The organism is Jiella sp. M17.18, from assembly GCF_041027365.1.
Taxonomy (GTDB): Bacteria; Pseudomonadota; Alphaproteobacteria; order Rhizobiales; family Rhizobiaceae; genus VKMB-3413.
In genome coordinates this window covers 110690-126196 of the sequence record NZ_JBFTEH010000009.1, presented here as the reverse complement: position 1 = coordinate 126196, position 15507 = coordinate 110690, and the positions used below count along the sequence as shown (strand labels likewise).

17 protein-coding genes are annotated in these 15507 nt (G+C 67.6%); 12 read left to right on the top strand and 5 right to left on the bottom strand.

Annotated elements, in window-relative coordinates:
- Positions 1-168 precede the first annotated feature (168 nt).
- Entirely contained in the window at positions 169-1353 is a 1185-nt protein-coding gene (locus AB5S17_RS17105) for an acetyl-CoA C-acetyltransferase (protein ID WP_369241556.1), read from the bottom strand.
- Between the two features lie 317 nt (positions 1354-1670).
- Here AB5S17_RS17105 and phaR point away from each other — a divergent pair, with 317 nt between their 5' ends.
- Positions 1671-2282: a polyhydroxyalkanoate synthesis repressor PhaR gene (phaR, locus tag AB5S17_RS17100; RefSeq protein ID WP_369241554.1), complete on the top strand. Its 612-nt coding sequence runs from the start codon at positions 1671-1673 to the stop codon at positions 2280-2282.
- A gap of 139 nt (positions 2283-2421) precedes the next feature.
- On the opposite strand, the gene rpmF is transcribed toward phaR, so the two are convergent.
- Positions 2422-2607, bottom strand: a complete 186-nt coding sequence (gene rpmF / locus AB5S17_RS17095) for a 50S ribosomal protein L32 (protein ID WP_369241552.1) — start codon at positions 2605-2607, stop codon at positions 2422-2424.
- A gap of 321 nt (positions 2608-2928) precedes the next feature.
- Between rpmF and AB5S17_RS17090 the strand changes: the two genes are divergently transcribed.
- From AB5S17_RS17090 to AB5S17_RS17055, 8 genes are all read left to right on the top strand, one after another.
- Entirely contained in the window at positions 2929-4092 is a 1164-nt protein-coding gene (locus AB5S17_RS17090) for an isovaleryl-CoA dehydrogenase (protein WP_369241550.1), read from the top strand.
- 49 nt (positions 4093-4141) lie between these two features.
- Positions 4142-4648 carry a hypothetical protein gene (locus AB5S17_RS17085; protein ID WP_369241548.1) on the top strand — a complete coding sequence of 169 codons (507 nt, stop codon included), beginning with the start codon at positions 4142-4144 and terminating at the stop codon, positions 4646-4648.
- A gap of 5 nt (positions 4649-4653) precedes the next feature.
- The gene (locus AB5S17_RS17080; RefSeq protein WP_369241672.1) at positions 4654-5025 is read left to right on the top strand and encodes a type II toxin-antitoxin system VapC family toxin; all 372 of its coding nucleotides are present in this window, start codon (positions 4654-4656) and stop codon (positions 5023-5025) included.
- 16 nt (positions 5026-5041) lie between these two features.
- Positions 5042-6649 carry a carboxyl transferase domain-containing protein gene (locus AB5S17_RS17075; protein WP_369241546.1) on the top strand — a complete coding sequence of 536 codons (1608 nt, stop codon included), beginning with the start codon at positions 5042-5044 and terminating at the stop codon, positions 6647-6649.
- 41 nt (positions 6650-6690) lie between these two features.
- Complete coding sequence (locus AB5S17_RS17070; RefSeq protein WP_369241544.1) at positions 6691-6936, top strand: Arc family DNA-binding protein; 246 nt, start codon at positions 6691-6693, stop codon at positions 6934-6936.
- Entirely contained in the window at positions 6937-7368 is a 432-nt protein-coding gene (locus tag AB5S17_RS17065; RefSeq protein ID WP_369241542.1) for a type II toxin-antitoxin system VapC family toxin, read from the top strand. It abuts the gene before it with no gap.
- Positions 7365-9377: a biotin carboxylase N-terminal domain-containing protein gene (locus AB5S17_RS17060; protein WP_369241540.1), complete on the top strand. Its 2013-nt coding sequence runs from the start codon at positions 7365-7367 to the stop codon at positions 9375-9377. Before AB5S17_RS17065 ends, AB5S17_RS17060 begins: the two co-directional genes overlap by 4 nt.
- Positions 9378-9581: 204 nt before the next feature.
- Positions 9582-9962: a response regulator gene (locus AB5S17_RS17055; protein ID WP_369241538.1), complete on the top strand. Its 381-nt coding sequence runs from the start codon at positions 9582-9584 to the stop codon at positions 9960-9962.
- A 235-nt stretch (positions 9963-10197) separates the two neighbouring features.
- Here AB5S17_RS17055 and ctrA read toward each other — a convergent pair whose 3' ends face one another.
- Positions 10198-10890: a response regulator transcription factor CtrA gene (ctrA, locus tag AB5S17_RS17050; RefSeq protein WP_229152555.1), complete on the bottom strand. Its 693-nt coding sequence runs from the start codon at positions 10888-10890 to the stop codon at positions 10198-10200.
- Between the two features lie 363 nt (positions 10891-11253).
- Here ctrA and AB5S17_RS17045 point away from each other — a divergent pair, with 363 nt between their 5' ends.
- Positions 11254-11625 carry a flagellar export protein FliJ gene (locus AB5S17_RS17045; protein WP_369241536.1) on the top strand — a complete coding sequence of 124 codons (372 nt, stop codon included), beginning with the start codon at positions 11254-11256 and terminating at the stop codon, positions 11623-11625.
- Positions 11626-11849: 224 nt separating this feature from the next.
- On the top strand, positions 11850-12806 hold the full coding sequence (locus AB5S17_RS17040) for a Gfo/Idh/MocA family protein (RefSeq protein WP_369241534.1): 957 nt from the start codon (positions 11850-11852) through the stop codon (positions 12804-12806).
- Positions 12807-12867: 61 nt separating this feature from the next.
- On the opposite strand, the gene mnmA is transcribed toward AB5S17_RS17040, so the two are convergent.
- Positions 12868-14040 (bottom strand): tRNA 2-thiouridine(34) synthase MnmA, encoded by a 1173-nt coding sequence (gene mnmA / locus AB5S17_RS17035; protein WP_369241532.1) that lies wholly within the window; start codon positions 14038-14040, stop codon positions 12868-12870.
- A 310-nt stretch (positions 14041-14350) separates the two neighbouring features.
- Here mnmA and AB5S17_RS17030 point away from each other — a divergent pair, with 310 nt between their 5' ends.
- Positions 14351-14641, top strand: a complete 291-nt coding sequence (locus AB5S17_RS17030; RefSeq protein WP_229152557.1) for a DUF1153 domain-containing protein — start codon at positions 14351-14353, stop codon at positions 14639-14641.
- A 161-nt stretch (positions 14642-14802) separates the two neighbouring features.
- Here AB5S17_RS17030 and AB5S17_RS17025 read toward each other — a convergent pair whose 3' ends face one another.
- Positions 14803-15417 carry a DapH/DapD/GlmU-related protein gene (locus AB5S17_RS17025; protein WP_369241529.1) on the bottom strand — a complete coding sequence of 205 codons (615 nt, stop codon included), beginning with the start codon at positions 15415-15417 and terminating at the stop codon, positions 14803-14805.
- Positions 15418-15507: the final 90 nt, after the last annotated feature.

Here is a 15507-nt window from a genome sequence, read left to right as displayed (position 1 = left end):
GCTTGGCACCCCTTGCGGGAAAATTTCTCATGCGCTGCGTGGTCGCGACCGCCGTCAGGTTCGCCTGCGACGCGGGCTGTCACCAAAGGAAAGGGCGAGCGGCTCCCTGAGCCACCCGCCCCGATTTCCTGCTTTGCGGCCGGCGCCCGGGGGCGGCCGCAGGTGCCGTCACATCCGCTCGAAGCACATGGCAACGCCCATGCCGCCGCCGATGCAGAGGGTGGCGAGGCCCTTCTTCGCGTCGCGCCGGATCATCTCGTAGATCAGCGTATTGAGGATGCGGTTGCCGGACGCGCCGATCGGGTGGCCGATGGCGATGGCCCCGCCGTTGACGTTGACGATGTCGGGATTCCAGCCGAGGTCCTTGTTGACCGCGCAGGCCTGCGCGGCGAAGGCCTCGTTGGCTTCCACCAGATCCAAGTCGTCGACCGTCCAGCCGGCCTTCTCCAGCGCCTTCTTCGAGGCCGGGATCGGGCCGGTGCCCATGATGGCGGGATCGACGCCGGCGGTCGCCCAGGAGACGATGCGCACCAGCGGCGTCAGCCGGCGGCGCTCGGCCTCCGCCTCGCTCATCAGGACGGTTGCGGCTGCCCCGTCGTTGATGCCGGAGGCGTTGGCGGCGGTGACCGAGCCCTCCTTGTCGAAGGCGGGGCGCAGCTTCGAGACGCCCTCCATCGTCACGCCGTGCTTGATGTACTCATCGTCGGAAACGACGGTGTCGCCCTTGCGGCCCTTGACCGTGAAGGGGACGATCTCGTCCTTGAAGCGGCCGGCCTTCTGCGCAGCCTCGGCCTTGTTCTGGGACTTCACCGCGAATTCGTCCTGCGTCTCGCGGGTCAGCTGCCACTGGCGCGCGACGTTCTCGGCCGTGTTGCCCATGTGATAGCCGTTGAAGGCGTCGATCAGCCCGTCCTTCAGCATGGTGTCGACGAGCTTCAGGTCGCCCATCTTCTGGCCCGAGCGCAGATGCTGCGCGTGCGGGGCCATCGACATGGACTCCTGGCCGCCGGCGACGATCACCTTGGCGTCTCCGCAGGCGATCTGCTGCATGCCGATGGCGACGGTGCGAAGACCGGAGCCGCAGAGCTGGTTGAGGCCCCAGGCAGTGGTCTCCTTGGGGCAGCCGGCGGCCATGGCGGCCTGCCGTGCCGGGTTCTGGCCCTCGGCGGCCGTCAGGATCTGCCCCATGATGACTTCGTCGACCTCCGCCGCGTCGACCTTGGCGCGCGCCAGCGCCTCCTTGATGACGGCGGCGCCCAGTTCATGGGCAGGAACGCTGCCAAAAGCGCCATTGAAGGCGCCGACCGGGGTGCGGGCCGCCCCGACGATGACCACCGACTGTCCGTTGCTCATGACATTTCCTTCGATCGAGCGCGAGCGATAGGGTTCAGATAGAATGCTTCAGGCTCTTCCGCGACCTTTGTCGCAACTCTCTCGGCGGCCTGTCAAACGGCTCCGGTCGTCACCGGGAGCGACGATGCACCCCCGCCTGCCGCCCTCTTTCCGACGGCGCGCCTCACGCCGCACCGTCACCTTGCGGTGGATCGAAGCCTCCGTCCTTCGAAGCATTTGGAATACGGCGGATTTTGTGCCTATGATTTATGCGGCGCAACGCGGGAGTTTGCGCTGCGAATGCGCCGGCGGGTGCGGCACGGGTCAAGGGGTGGAGCATGGCCAGGGATTCCGACGTGACGGTCATCAAGAAATACGCCAACCGTCGGCTGTATAATACCGGGACGAGCACCTACGTGACGCTCGAGAACCTCGCGACCATGGTCAAGAACAACGAGGAGTTCGTCGTCCAGGACGCCAAGACCGGCGAGGACATCACCCATTCGGTGCTGACCCAGATCATCTTCGAGCAGGAGAACAAGGGCGGCCAGAACCTGATGCCGATCGCCTTCCTGCGGCAGCTGATCCGGTTCTACGGGGACCAGATGCAGATGGTCATTCCCGGCTATCTGGAGCAGACGATGAGCGCCTTCTCCAAGGAGCAGGAGAGCTTCCGTGAGCAGATGGCGGGCGCGATGACCCAGACGCCGATGAAGCTGATGGAAGCGCAGGTGCGCCGCAACACCGAGATGTTCCGCCAGGCGATGGCGGTGTTCAACCCGTTCATGGCCGGAACGATGGGGGAGGCGGGCACCGCCTCGGGCGCCGGCCCTGCCGCCGGGAATGGGCCGGGCACCGACAGCCGCGACGACGATCTTAAGGCGATGCGCGAGCAGCTTCAGCGCATGCAGGAGCGGCTGGAGGCGATCGACGCCCGCAAGGCCGAGTAGAAGCCTGTCGGTTCAAGGGCGAAGCCGGTTCGCCGCGAGCGTCAGTATTACGAGCAACGCAAAAAGGGCCGGCTCCCCGTGCGGGACCGGCCCTTGCTGTTCGATGGGCGCCGCGGCCGAGCCGTCGGCGCGAAGCGGCTTACGCCTGCTCCTTGACCTTCAGGATCTGCTTGCCGCGATACATGCCGGTCTTCAGGTCGATGTGGTGCGGCCGGCGCAGCTCGCCCGAGTCCTTGTCCTCGATGTAGGTCGGCGCCTTCAGCGCGTCCGCCGAACGGCGCATGCCGCGCTTCGACGGGGTGGTCTTCCGTTTGGGTACGGCCATGTCCTGCTCCATTCGGCCCGCCGCGTACCTTGGAAGGCTGAGCGGCCGGGCGGTCTCGATGTGTCCGGTCTGCGCCGGTCGGTCGCAAGCGGCGCCTGGTCCGACCCGGTGCATTCGCGTCGCAAAGCGCATACGGTCGACCGAAGGCCGCCGCAAGGCTTCGCCATGACGGGAATTCGAGGCTGCCCATAGCAAAGCTCGGCGCAAATTGGAAGCCCCGCAACGCGCACGAAGACGGTGGCAGGACGTGGGCCTGCGGCGTGCTATGTCAATCGGAGGACGGCCTGCTTTCGGGAGTGGCGGCCACGGGAGGATGGCGACATGTTCGACAGGTCGATGAATTTCGCTCTGGGAGAAGAGATCGAGGCGCTGCGGGAGAGCGTTCACCGCTTCGCCGAGGACAGGATCGCGCCGCGCGCGGCGGAGATCGACCGGAGCAACGAGTTTCCGAACGCGCTCTGGCCCGAGATGGGCGAGCTCGGCCTGCTCGGCATCACCGTCGAGGAAGAGCACGGCGGTGCCGGCATGGGCTATCTCGCGCACTGCGTCGCCGTGGAGGAGATTTCCCGCGCCTCGGCCTCGGTCGGCCTCTCCTACGGCGCCCATTCGAACCTCTGCGTCAACCAGATCCGGCGCAATGGCAGCGACGCGCAGAAGCGCAGATACCTGCCGAAGCTGATCTCCGGCGAGCATGTCGGCTCGCTGGCGATGTCCGAGTCCGGGGCCGGCTCGGACGTCGTCGGCATGAAACTGAGGGCCGAGAAGCGCAACGACCGCTTCGTCCTCAACGGCACCAAGATGTGGATCACCAACGGGCCGGACGCCTCCACCCTCGTCGTCTACGCCAAGACCGATCCGGACGCCGGGCCCCGCGGCATCACCGCCTTCCTGATCGAGAAGGAGATGGCGGGCTTCTCGACGGCGCAGAAGCTCGACAAGCTCGGCATGCGCGGCTCCAACACCTGCGAACTGGTGTTCGAAGACTGCGAGGTGCCCTACGAGAACGTCCTCGGCGAGGTCGGCGGCGGCGTGAAGGTGCTGATGTCCGGCCTCGACTACGAGCGCGTGGTGCTGGCGGCGGGGCCGCTCGGCATCATGGCCGCCTGTCTCGACGTCGTCGTCCCCTACGTTCACGAGCGCAGGCAGTTCGGCCAGCCGATCGGCGAGTTCCAGCTGATGCAGGCGAAAGTCGCCGACATGTATGTTTCGGCAAACGCCTGCCGCGCCTATGTCTACGCGGTGGCCGCCGCCTGCGACCGCGGTGCCGTCAGCCGCAAGGACGCGGCGGGCTGCATCCTCTACGCTGCGGAGGCCGCGACCCAGATGGCGCTGCAGGCGATCCAGGCGCTCGGCGGCAACGGCTACATCAACGACTATCCGACGGGGCGCCTGCTGCGCGACGCCAAGCTCTACGAGATCGGCGCCGGCACGAGCGAGATCCGGCGCATGCTGATCGGCCGGGAGCTGTTCCGCGAGACGGCTTGATGGAGCCTACATACCTATCTAAGTAGGTAGGACTGGCGATGGAGGTTTCATGCAAGTCGACCGTGAGGCGATGTCGAAGATCGTCGCAGGGCTTCCGACGAAGGCCGCGAAGATTCGGGCTCTCGATGAGAAGGGCTTCAAGCGAGCGGACATCGCGCGCTTTCTGGATATCCGCTATCAACACGTCCGCAATACGCTGGAACGGCCGAGATCCGGAAAGTCGGCGGCCGCGGCTTCGCCTCGGGCTGCGTTCGTGCCGCACGAGAAGGCGGATGCCTTCACGGCGTTGGCGCTCGACGAAGGCGGACGTCTCGTTATTCCGGATGAGCTGCGCCAGCTGATGAAGCTCGGCCGAGACGGCAAACTGATTGCCAGGATCGACGAGGACGGCGAACTTCGGCTGGTCTCTCCAATGGCGGCGATCGACAAGGTGCGTCGGTTGATCGCTCAGAGCGGTTTCAGCGGCGGCTCGCCTGTCGACGAATTGATCGACGAGCGTCGCGCCGAGGCGCTTCGCGAGGAAGCGGAGACATTGATGCACGGCGCGCGTTCTTGACGGTCGTGCTCGATAGCTCGGCAGTCCTCGCCTATCTGTGGAGTGAGCCGGGCAGCGACGACCTTGCCTCGCTTATTCCAGATGGGCGGATTTCCAGCGTGAACGTGGTTGAGGTCGTGAGCAAGCTGATCGACCACGGGCTGACCGGGGAGGCGGCGAAGCTCCTGCTCGCCGGTCTTGATCTTGCGACCGTTCCCTTCGACCGCATTCAGGCACAACTGGCTGGAACGCTGCGCACAGAGACCCGGCGGATGGGACTTTCGCTTGGCGATCGCGCCTGCCTTGCGTTGGCTCTTCAGGAAAAGGCAAGGGTCGTCACCGCCGACCGCGCCTGGGCCGATATCGACATCGGCGTCGAGGTCGAGCTGATCCGATGAACTGCGGGAGCCTGCGATGCCGATCCTGACCTCCAGCATCTCGACGCGCTCCGAGGCCTTCGCGACGAACCGTGCGGCGATGCTGGAGCAGATCGCGGCCGTCGAGGCGGCCGCGGCGGCGGCGCTCGCGGGCGGCGGCGAGGCAGCGCGGGAGCGGCATGTCACACGGGGCAAGATGCTGCCGCGCGACCGGGTCGAGGGTCTCCTCGATCCCGGCTCGCCGTTCCTGGAGATCGGCCTCTTCGCCGCGCATGGTCTCTACGGCGGCGAAGTGCCGGCGGCCGGCGCGATCGCCGGGATCGGCCGCGTCGCGGGCCGCGAGGTGATGGTCCTCGCCAACGACGCCACGGTGAAGGGCGGAACCTACTTCCCGCTGACCGTCAAGAAGCACCTGAGGGCCCAGGAGATCGCCGAGGAGAACCGGCTGCCCTGCGTCTACCTCGTCGATTCCGGCGGGGCGAACCTGCCGAACCAGGACGAGGTCTTCCCCGACCGCGACCATTTCGGCCGCATCTTCTACAATCAGGCGCGGATGTCAGCGAAGGGCATCGCCCAGATCGCCGTCGTCATGGGCTCCTGCACGGCGGGCGGCGCCTATGTCCCGGCGATGAGCGACGAGACGATCATCGTGAAGGGGCAGGGGACGATCTTCCTCGCCGGCCCGCCGCTGGTGAAGGCGGCGACGGGCGAGGTCGTTTCGGCCGAGGACCTCGGCGGCGGCGATGTGCACACGCGGCTCTCCGGCGTCGCCGACCATCTCGCCGAGGACGACCTAGACGCACTGGCGATCGCGCGGCGCATCGTGGCGAACCTCAACGAAAGGAAGCCGGAGACCGTCGTCATGGAGGCGCCGGAAGACCCGGCCTACGATCCGGCCGAGATCCTCGGGATCGTCCCGGCCGATCCGAAGACGCCCTATGACGTCCGCGAGGTGATCGCCCGCCTCGTCGACGGCTCCAGATTCGACGCATTCAAGGCGCGCTACGGCCAGACGCTGGTCTGCGGCTTCGCCCATGTCCACGGCGTGCCGGTCGGTATCCTGGCGAACAACGGCGTCCTTTTTGCCGAAAGCGCCATGAAGGGCGCGCATTTCGTCGAGCTCTGCTCGCAGCGCAGGATTCCGCTGGTCTTCCTGCAGAACATCACCGGTTTCATGGTCGGCCGCGCCTACGAGGCGGGCGGCATTGCCAAGCATGGCGCCAAGCTCGTGACCGCCGTCGCCACCACCGCCGTGCCGAAGGTGACGATGCTGATCGGCGGCTCCTACGGCGCCGGCAATTACGGCATGGCCGGGCGCGCCTATGGACCGCGCTTCCTCTGGACCTGGCCGAACAGCCGCATCGCGGTGATGGGCGGCGAGCAGGCAGCGGGAGTTCTCGCGACGGTGAAGCGCGAGGCGATCGAGCGCAGGGGCGGCTCCTGGTCGGCGGAGGAGGAAGCCGCGTTCAAGGCTCCGACGATCGAGACCTTCGCCCGCCAGAGCCATCCCCTCTACGCCTCCTCCCGGCTCTGGGACGACGGCATCGTGCATCCGGCGAAGAGCCGCGAGATCCTGGCGCTGTCGCTCTCGGCGGCACTCAACGCGCCGATCCCGGAGACGCGGTTCGGGCTGTTCCGGATGTGAGTCCGCAGCTATGATATCGAAATGATATCAAGAGGAATGCCATGGGCCAGATGCTGGTACGGCAGATCGACGATGCTTTGCTGGAGCGCCTGAAGACGAGAGCCAGGCAGAACGGACGCTCGGCGGAGGCCGAGGCGCGTGCGATCCTGGCGGAAGCGCTCGCGGTGCCGGCTACACCGCGCTCCTTGATGTCGCTGATCGGCGCCGGTTCCTCCAGACATTCGTTCCGCACATCAGAGGAGATCATGGCCCATGTGCGAGCGCTGCGCGAAGAGGGGGATCGATAGGTGGAACCCCCGCCTGTCTATCTCGATACGAACGTGCTGATCGCGCTGATCGAGCCGGTGGCGCCGTTGACCGTCTCTCAGAAGCAGTTCGTGACGCAGCTGGACGCGGGGCGGGTGGTCGGGATCACCAGCGAGATCGCGCTGTCGGAATGTCTGGTCAAGCCGCTGGCCGATGACGCGGCGCAGACCATCAACGCCTACCTCGCCCTCTTCTCGTCCCAGTCCTGGCTGGCGGTTCTGCCGGTGTCGCGCGACGTGCTCGTCGAAGCCGCCGTGCTTCGATCCATTCATCGCATGGCCTTGCCCGATGCCATTCACGTTGCTTCCGCCCGCCTTGCCTCCGCAACGCTTTTCATCTCCGACGATCGTCGCCTCAAGACCCCATCCCTCGAACGAACGAGTTGGTCGGACCTGCCGGAGCTCGGCCAATGACTGAGACGATCGCCACCCTCCTCATTGCCAATCGCGGCGAGATCGCCTGCCGCATCATCCGCACGGCGCGGCGGCTCGGCATCCACACGGTCGCGATCTTCTCCGATGCCGACGAGGACGCGCTGCATGTCGCGATGGCCGACGAAGCCGTGCGGATCGGCCCGCCGGCGGCGGCCGAGAGCTATCTGCGGGGCGACCGCATCGTCGAGGCGGCGCTGAGGACCGGCGCCGACGCGATCCACGCGGGCTACGGCTTCCTGTCGGAGAACCCGGACTTCGTCGATCAGGTCGAGAGGGCCGGGCTGACCTTCGTCGGGCCGTCCGCGAGTGCCATCCGGGCGATGGGGCTGAAGGACGCTGCCAAGCGGCTGATGGGCGAGGCGGGCGTGCCGGTGGTGCCCGGCTATCACGGCGACAGCCGCGATCCGGACGAGCTCGCCGCCGAGGCGGACAGGATCGGCTACCCCGTGCTGATCAAGGCGCGGGCCGGCGGCGGCGGCAAGGGCATGCGCCGGGTGGACGCACCCGCCGACTTTCGTGCCGCACTGGAGGGCGCGCAGCGCGAGGCGGAAGCGGCCTTCGGCGATCCGCACTGCCTGATCGAGACCTATGTCGAGACGCCGCGGCACATCGAGATCCAGATCTTCGGCGACAGCCACGGCAACGTCGTCTACCTCTTCGAACGGGACTGCTCGCTGCAGCGCCGCCACCAGAAGGTCATCGAGGAGGCGCCGGCGCCCGGCATGACGGCCGAGATGCGCGCGGCGATGGGGGCCGCGGCGGTGAAGGCCGCGAAGGCGATCGGCTATGCCGGCGCGGGCACCGTCGAGTTCATCGTCGACGCGTCCGAGGGGCTTCGGCCCGACCGGTTCTGGTTCATGGAGATGAACACCCGGCTGCAGGTCGAGCACCCGGTCACCGAGGCGATCACCGGGCTCGATCTCGTCGAACTGCAGCTGCGCGTCGCTTCGGGCGAGCCGCTGCCCTTCGCCCAGGACGATCTCGCGATCGACGGCCACGCCTTCGAAGCGCGCCTCTATGCCGAGGATGCGGCGCGGGGCTTCCTGCCGGCGACGGGCACGCTGGCGCATCTGCGCTTTCCCGAGGCGCGGGACGGCGTGCGGATCGACACCGGGGTTCGCGAAGGCGACCGGATCACGCCGCATTACGATCCGATGATCGCCAAGCTGATCGTTCACGGGCCGAGCCGGGCCGCCGCGCTCGGCAGGCTGCGAACGGCGCTCGGGCAGACCCGGATCGCGGGCTCGGTCACCAATCTCGCTTTCCTCGGCCGGCTCGCGGCCCATGACGGCTTTGCCGCCGGCGACGTCGATACCGGGCTGATCGCGCGCGATCTCGCGGCGCTGACCGCACGGCCCGACACACCGCCCGAAGCGCTGGCGATCGGGGCTCTGGCCGAGCTCGGCCTTCTCGGCGAGAGCCGCGCGGCCCGGCGCGATCCGGACCCGTTTGCGGCGTTCCGCGGCTTTCGCGCCTGGGGCACCGCCCGGAACGTCGCGCGCTTTGGGTCGCCGGACGGGGGCAGGCTCGACGTCCCGGTTGCCGACCAGGGAGACGGTCTGTTCGTCGTCGAGGCGGCCGGCTCGGCGATCGCGGTCCGGCTTCTCGGCGAACGCGAGGGCGGCGAGGCGCGCGTCGAGATCGGCGGTCGCGTTTTCTCGGCCGGGCTGCTGCGCGACGACCGGTCGGTGACGGTCTTCCTGGAGGGGCAGCCGCACCGCTTCGAGCGGCATGCTCCTGCTGCCGGCGCCGTTGAAGCCGCAAGCGGCGAGCGCGTCACCGCACCGATGCCGGGCCTCGTCAAGCTGGTTTCCGCGGCCGCTGGCGACACCGTGACTGCCGGCATGCCGCTTCTCGTCCTCGAGGCGATGAAGATGGAGCACACGCTGACGGCTCCCCGCGACGGAACACTCGCCCAGGTCCTCGTCGCGGCGGGCGATCAGGTCGAAGCGGGCGTGCTCCTCGCCGCCCTGAAGCCGCTGGCCTGAGCCGAAGCGGGCTGCGCGCCGCGCGGAGTTCCGCCTGAAGCGCTCGGCCGGTCCGCTGCCGGGGCTCCGCAAGCGGCCGAGCCGGCCGCGCCTGCTTCGGCTGAGCTTTACCCTGCGTTAGTCATGTCCTTGAACGGAACGGCAAGTGCGAGGTGCTAACCGTTCTTTCGTCCTGAGACGCAGCGGCCGCAACGGAGGAACCCCATGCAGACCTGTCTGGTCATCGACGAGGCTCCGGTGATCCGCAAGATCGCCTCGCGCCTGATCCTGCAGTTCGGGCTCGCCGTCGAATGTGCCGCGACACTTGCCGAATCGCGCGCCTGGATCGACGAGAACGGCCTGCCCGACATCGTCATCGTTTCCGTCGGCTGCAGCGACCAGGCCGGGGTTGACTTCGTTCGCGAACTGCGTCAGCGCTCGGGGAAGGGACAGACGGTGATCCTGGCGGCGATCGTCGAAGCCAATCTCGGGCTGATGACGCGCCTCAGGCGCGCCGGCGTGACCGGCTACATCTACAAGCCGTTCGACCGCCAGGCGCTGATCGACTGGCTGTCTCCGTTCATTTCCTCGGAACAGGCGGCCTGAACCGCAATATCGCCTCTTCCTGCTGCGGGTGGCGTGGCCCAGGTGATGCTCGCCCTGCTTCGAAGCGCCTCTCCGGCGGCGTCCCGAGCCGGTGCCGCGACGAAGAGGACGGGCAGCATCGGCTGCGAACGGCCAGGCAGGTCGTCGCGCGCCGAACGGAACGAAAAAGGCCCGCCGCGGCGGAGCCGGGCGAGCCTCGAATAGCGTCGGCGTTGGAGTTCGGGAGAGACCCCTGTCAGGCGGCCTTCACCTCGTCCGGCTCGCGCAGCACGTAGCCGCGGCCCCAGACGGTCTCGATGTAGTTCTTGCCGTCGGTGGCGGTGGCGAGCTTCTTGCGGAGCTTGCAGATGAAGACGTCGATGATCTTCAGCTCCGGCTCGTCCATGCCGCCGTAGAGATGGTTGAGGAACATCTCCTTGGTCAGCGTCGTGCCCTTGCGCAGCGAGAGCAGCTCCAGCATGGCGTATTCCTTGCCGGTCAGATGCACTCGCTGGCCGTTCACCTCGACCGTCTTGGCGTCGAGATTGACCGTCAGGTCTCCGGTGTTGATGACCGACTGCGCATGGCCCTTGGAGCGGCGGACGATCGCATGGATGCGGGCGACCAGCTCGTCCTTGTGGAACGGCTTGGTCATGTAGTCGTCGGCGCCGAAGCCGAGGCCGCGGACCTTGTCCTCGATGCCGGCCATGCCGGAGAGGATCAGGATCGGCGTCTTCACCTTCGACAGGCGCAGCGTGCGCAGCACCTCGTAGCCGGACATGTCCGGAAGGTTGAGGTCGAGGAGGATCAGGTCGTAGTCGTAGAGCTTCCCGAGATCGACGCCCTCTTCCCCCAGATCGGTGGTGTAGACGTTGAAGCTCTCGGACTTGAGCATCAGTTCGATGCTCTGCGCGACCGCGCTGTCGTCTTCGATCAAAAGAACGCGCATCAGAAGTTCCTCTCCGCCAGCCGAGCCGAACCGGGCATATCCGGCAAAGCGTTCGTTGTCATAGTTCGGCCCAAACTGGCACCAAATGGTTAACAAATCCTCCTGGCCCATCATGGACCCAGGCCGCGACAAGCCGCGGACTGGTCGAAAGCTCGGATCCGCCCGGCGGGATCTGGCGCCGTCGGCGCAGCCCCGTAACAAGTGTCGATCCCGGTTTACCCAGCCTTAAACCCTCGTCCCTATGATTAACCGTGCGCGTAAACAGACGGTTAAAGGGCATAGTTCGCGAGCCTTGCCCGAAACCCGACGACGCGGTGTTCAAGCGCGCTTCGTTCCCCGGAGCCGCGAGTTGAGGATGTGGTCATGAAGCGGGACAACTTGGTGCGACTGACGCGGTTCAAGGTTCTGGAAAAGCGTCGGCAAGTCGAGCAGCTCGAGCTGATGCTGGGCGAGTTCTCCCGCATGGCAGGGGAGCTCGACGCCCAGATTTCCAGCGAGGAGAAGAAGGCGGGCATCAGCGACGTCAACCATTTCGCCTATCCGACCTTCGCCAAGGCGGCGCGCCTTCGCCGCGACAATCTGATGAATTCCGTCAAGGATCTCAAAGTGCAGATCAGCGCCGCCCGCCTGGCGCTCGACGAGGCGGAGGCCGAACTCGCCAATGCCGAAAAGCTCGAGCAGCGCGACAGCCTGCGCGACGAGCACGAGGAGCGGCGTCAGGCGGCGATCGGCTGACGCAGCGCCCAGCCCCGGCCGGCAGCAAGGCCCGGACAGGGTCCACGGCTGTAGGGCGAGGGAGGCCGGGCGCTGGCTCGCAGCCCGCCGGCCGAGTCGCCGCGTAGCCGGCGAGGCGGCGACGGCCGGGTTCCCGCCGAGCCTCGCGCCGGGCCGCAAGCTTGCCCGTCGCGGCCGGCTTCGATAGACGCGGGACCATCGCAATGCGTCACGCCTGGACGAACATGCAGCCAAGATTAGCCGTCATCGGATGTGGCCAGTGGGGCCAGAACCATGTCCGCACCCTGTCCGAGATCGGCGTCCTCGCCGCCGTGTCCGACCGCAACCCCGATCGCGCCGAGATGTTCGCCGAGCGCTACCGGGTGCCGGCGATCGAGCCTGCGGCCGCGATCGCCTCTCGGGACATCGATGCGCTGGTGCTGGCGCTGCCGGCGAGCGCGCAAGGGGAGATGGCCCGGGCGGCATTCGCCGCCGGCAAGGACGTGCTGATCGAAAAGCCGATCTCGCTCGATCCGGCAGATGCCGAAAAGACCGCTGCGGCGGCGCGGGCGGCGCATCGCCTGCTGATGGTCGGCCACGTCCTGCGCTTCCACCCGGTGTTCCAGCGGCTGTGCGCCGTCGTTGCCGAAGGGCGCATCGGCACCGTCCGGCACATGGTCGCCAATCGCATGGGTCTCGGTCGCTTCCTCGGCATGGATGCGCTCTGGGACCTTGCCCCGCACGACCTCTCGATGATCCTGCATCTCGCCGGCTCGCTGCCGACGCAGATCATCAGCCAGAGACGGTCTGTCCTCTCCGACGAGACGGACATCGCCGACATCGAACTCGATTTCGCCGGCGGCCTGAAGGCGGAGGTGCATGTCTCGCGCGTTTCGCCCTATCGCGACCGCCGCTTTTCGGTCGTCGGCACCGAGGGCATGCTGACCTTCGACGATCTGGCGCCGGAGGGCGAGAAGCTCGCCTTCTACGCCCACAAGGTCTGGCGCAGCGGGGAGGGCTTCGCCTTCGAGAACGCCCCCGTCGCCTATATCCCGACCGAGCCGGGCCTGCCGCTCGACCGCGAACTGCGCCACTTCGTGGACTGCGTCCAGCATCGCCGCGAACCCGAGACCGGGGCGGTCGAGGCGGTCGAGACGGTGCGGATCCTTGCCGAGGCGTCGCCGCTGAAGCAGGCCGGCTGAGCGTCCGCAGCTACAGCGCCCACGTCTGTTCCCGCGCCGGCGGCTCCCGCCCGGTGCCGGCTCAGCCGGCGGCGCGGATCTCCGCGGCCGGCTGGGGCCGAAGCTCGGCCCGCTGCGCCTCGCTGATCACCCCGCCGCCCAGAACCTCGGCGCCGGCTCCCTCGCCATCGTAGAAGACGCAGGCCTGGCCGGGCGCAACGCCGCTCTCGCCGCCAAGAAGCTCCACCGACCAGCCGCCATCGTCCCCGACGATACGGGCCGGCGCCGGCGGCCGGGTCGAGCGCACCCGGACGAAGACCTCGGTGCCGGTCTCGGCATAGGAGTCCGGCGTGCGCCGGCCGAGCCAGTTCACGTCCCGCAGCGTCAGGCGATGCGTCAGAAGCGCCTCGCGCGGGCCGACGACGACGGTCGCCGTCTTCGGCTCCAGCGCGACGACGTAGAGCGGCTCGCCGGCGGCGACGCCGATACCGCGCCGCTGGCCGATGGTGAAGTTCAAGATGCCGTCATGGGTGCCGAGCCGCCGGCCGTCGAGATGCACGATCTCGCCCGGCGCGCCGGCGTCCGGCCGCAGCTTGCGGATGACGTCGCTGTAGCGGCCGCTGGCGACGAAGCAGATGTCCTGGCTGTCGGGCTTGGCGGCGATGGCGAGCCCGTGCTTCTCGGCCAGCGCCCGCGTCTCGGGCTTGGTCAGCCGTCCCAGCGGAAAGCGCAGGAAGTCCAGCTGTTCGCGCGTCGTGCCGTAGAGAAAATAGCTCTGGTCGCGATCGAGGTCGTGCGGGCGGAACATGGCGCGGCGCCCGTCCACCGCCCGCGTCTCGATGTAGTGCCCCGTCGCCAGGGCATCGGCGCCGAGATCGCGCGCGGTCTCCAGGAGATCGCGGAACTTGACCGTCTGGTTGCAGGCGACGCACGGAATCGGTGTCTCGCCCGCGAGATAGCTTTCGGCGAAGGGGTCGATCACGTCGCGGCGGAAGCGGTCCTCGTAGTCGAGGACGTAGTGGGCAATCCCGAGCGTCTCGGCGACGCGGCGCGCGTCGTGGATGTCCTGGCCGGCGCAGCAGGCGCCGGCGCGGCGCGGGACGGCACCCGAATCGTAGAGCTGCAGCGTGATGCCGACGACGTCGTAGCCTTCGTCCTTCAGGATGGCGGCCACCACGGAGGAATCGACGCCGCCGGACATGGCGACGACGACACGGGTGTCGGCGGGCGACTTTTCGAGATCCAGGCTGTTCATAATCGGCTGCCCCGGCGGGGTTCGAAAGGCATGGCGAGCCCCGCTTCTATCGTTTCCGGGCCCGAAGGCCAAATTTCGCTTCCGCCCACCGGATCACCCGGCTGCCGGCTTATTCAGCGGAAATGGCCGGGAATCGCGGCGAAAATGGCCCGCTGCGGGCCGGCTGAAGATGAGGACGCGATCTCGCTTCGTGAAGTCGGCGATTTGACTCGTGTTGTTATCGAAACCTTACGCGGGGCTTGACGGATTTTTAAAAGCACCCGGCTACGGTCAGGGACGATTAGGTCTTTGAATGGTGTTCGAGAGTGCAATGACCGATCAGGTTAGACCACGAGTGAAATACGTCATCGGTCCCGACGGGAGCCCTTTGACGCTGGCGGACCTGCCGCCGACCAACACGCGCCGGTGGGTGATCCGCCGCAAGGCGGAGGTGGTGGCGGCGGTTCGCGGCGGCCTCCTCAGCCTTGAGGAGGCATGCTCGCGCTATACGCTGACGGTGGAGGAATTCCTCTCCTGGCAGATGTCGATCGACCAGCACGGCCTCGCCGGGCTGCGCACGACGCAGCTGCAGGAATACCGCAAGCGGGTCGATCTGCACTGATCGTGCAGAGCGGCCGCCGCGACGGCAGCACCCGCATCGCATAGCGCTTCGCCTGAGACGGCGGGGCGGCGGGAAGGATCACGCTCTCGAGCCCCATCCGCGGGTTCGGGAGCGTTTTTCATTCGGCATTCCGCTCCGGGGGCCGCGGCTCCGCCCGCGACTCACCCTGCGTATTTGTCGAGGAAGGCCTCGGCCGAGAGGTTGCGGAAGTCGGGGAGGGCGGCCCGCAGCGTCTCGTGCGGCCAGTCCCACCAGGCGAGGCGCTCCATGCGCTCCCCGATTCCCGGCGCAAAGCGCGGCTTGATGGGGCGGGCCGGAACGCCGCCGACGATCGTGAAGGGCGCCACGTCCTTCGACACGACGGCGCCTGCGCCGATCACGGCACCGTTGCCAATCGACACGCCCGGCAGGATCGTCGCGCCGTGGCCGATCCAGACGTCGTGGCCGATCGTCACCTTGTTCTCGCGGCGCCAGTCGAAGAACTCGGCCTCGTTGGTCTCGCCCTCGAAATAGTCGCCCGCCCGGTAGGTGAAGTGGTGCAGCGTCGCCCGCCAGGTCGGGTGGTTGGTGGCGTTGATCCGCACCGCCGCCGCGATGTTGGCGAACTTGCCGATCTCGGCCGCCCAGACCTGTCCGTCCCGTTCTATGTAGGAATAGTCGCCCATCACCGTCTCGGTGACGCGGCAGCGCTCGGCCACCTCGGTATAGCGGCCGAGGAAGGAATCCTCGACCTCGGCGCTCGGGTGGATCAGCGGAGACGGGGAGAGCTTCGGCATTCCGGGGTCACTCGGCGAAGGTTGCGGGACGGTCTTGCGAAGAGAGCTCGGCCTCCGGCTCCGATACACGGCCGCTTGCGACTGCCTGCG

Coding starts and splice junctions, on each gene's coding strand:
- AB5S17_RS17040 (WP_369241534.1), top strand. CDS start 11,850: ATGCAGCCAAGATTAGCCGTCATCGGATGTGGCCAGTGGGGCCAGAAC.
- AB5S17_RS17085 (WP_369241548.1), top strand. CDS start 4,142: ATGCAAGTCGACCGTGAGGCGATGTCGAAGATCGTCGCAGGGCTTCCG.
- mnmA (WP_369241532.1), bottom strand. CDS start 14,040: ATGAACAGCCTGGATCTCGAAAAGTCGCCCGCCGACACCCGTGTCGTC.
- AB5S17_RS17060 (WP_369241540.1), top strand. CDS start 7,365: ATGACTGAGACGATCGCCACCCTCCTCATTGCCAATCGCGGCGAGATC.
- AB5S17_RS17075 (WP_369241546.1), top strand. CDS start 5,042: ATGCCGATCCTGACCTCCAGCATCTCGACGCGCTCCGAGGCCTTCGCG.
- AB5S17_RS17105 (WP_369241556.1), bottom strand. CDS start 1,353: ATGAGCAACGGACAGTCGGTGGTCATCGTCGGGGCGGCCCGCACCCCG.
- AB5S17_RS17045 (WP_369241536.1), top strand. CDS start 11,254: ATGAAGCGGGACAACTTGGTGCGACTGACGCGGTTCAAGGTTCTGGAA.
- ctrA (WP_229152555.1), bottom strand. CDS start 10,890: ATGCGCGTTCTTTTGATCGAAGACGACAGCGCGGTCGCGCAGAGCATC.
- phaR (WP_369241554.1), top strand. CDS start 1,671: ATGGCCAGGGATTCCGACGTGACGGTCATCAAGAAATACGCCAACCGT.
- AB5S17_RS17090 (WP_369241550.1), top strand. CDS start 2,929: ATGTTCGACAGGTCGATGAATTTCGCTCTGGGAGAAGAGATCGAGGCG.
- rpmF (WP_369241552.1), bottom strand. CDS start 2,607: ATGGCCGTACCCAAACGGAAGACCACCCCGTCGAAGCGCGGCATGCGC.
- AB5S17_RS17070 (WP_369241544.1), top strand. CDS start 6,691: ATGGGCCAGATGCTGGTACGGCAGATCGACGATGCTTTGCTGGAGCGC.
- AB5S17_RS17025 (WP_369241529.1), bottom strand. CDS start 15,417: ATGCCGAAGCTCTCCCCGTCTCCGCTGATCCACCCGAGCGCCGAGGTC.
- AB5S17_RS17030 (WP_229152557.1), top strand. CDS start 14,351: ATGACCGATCAGGTTAGACCACGAGTGAAATACGTCATCGGTCCCGAC.
- AB5S17_RS17055 (WP_369241538.1), top strand. CDS start 9,582: ATGCAGACCTGTCTGGTCATCGACGAGGCTCCGGTGATCCGCAAGATC.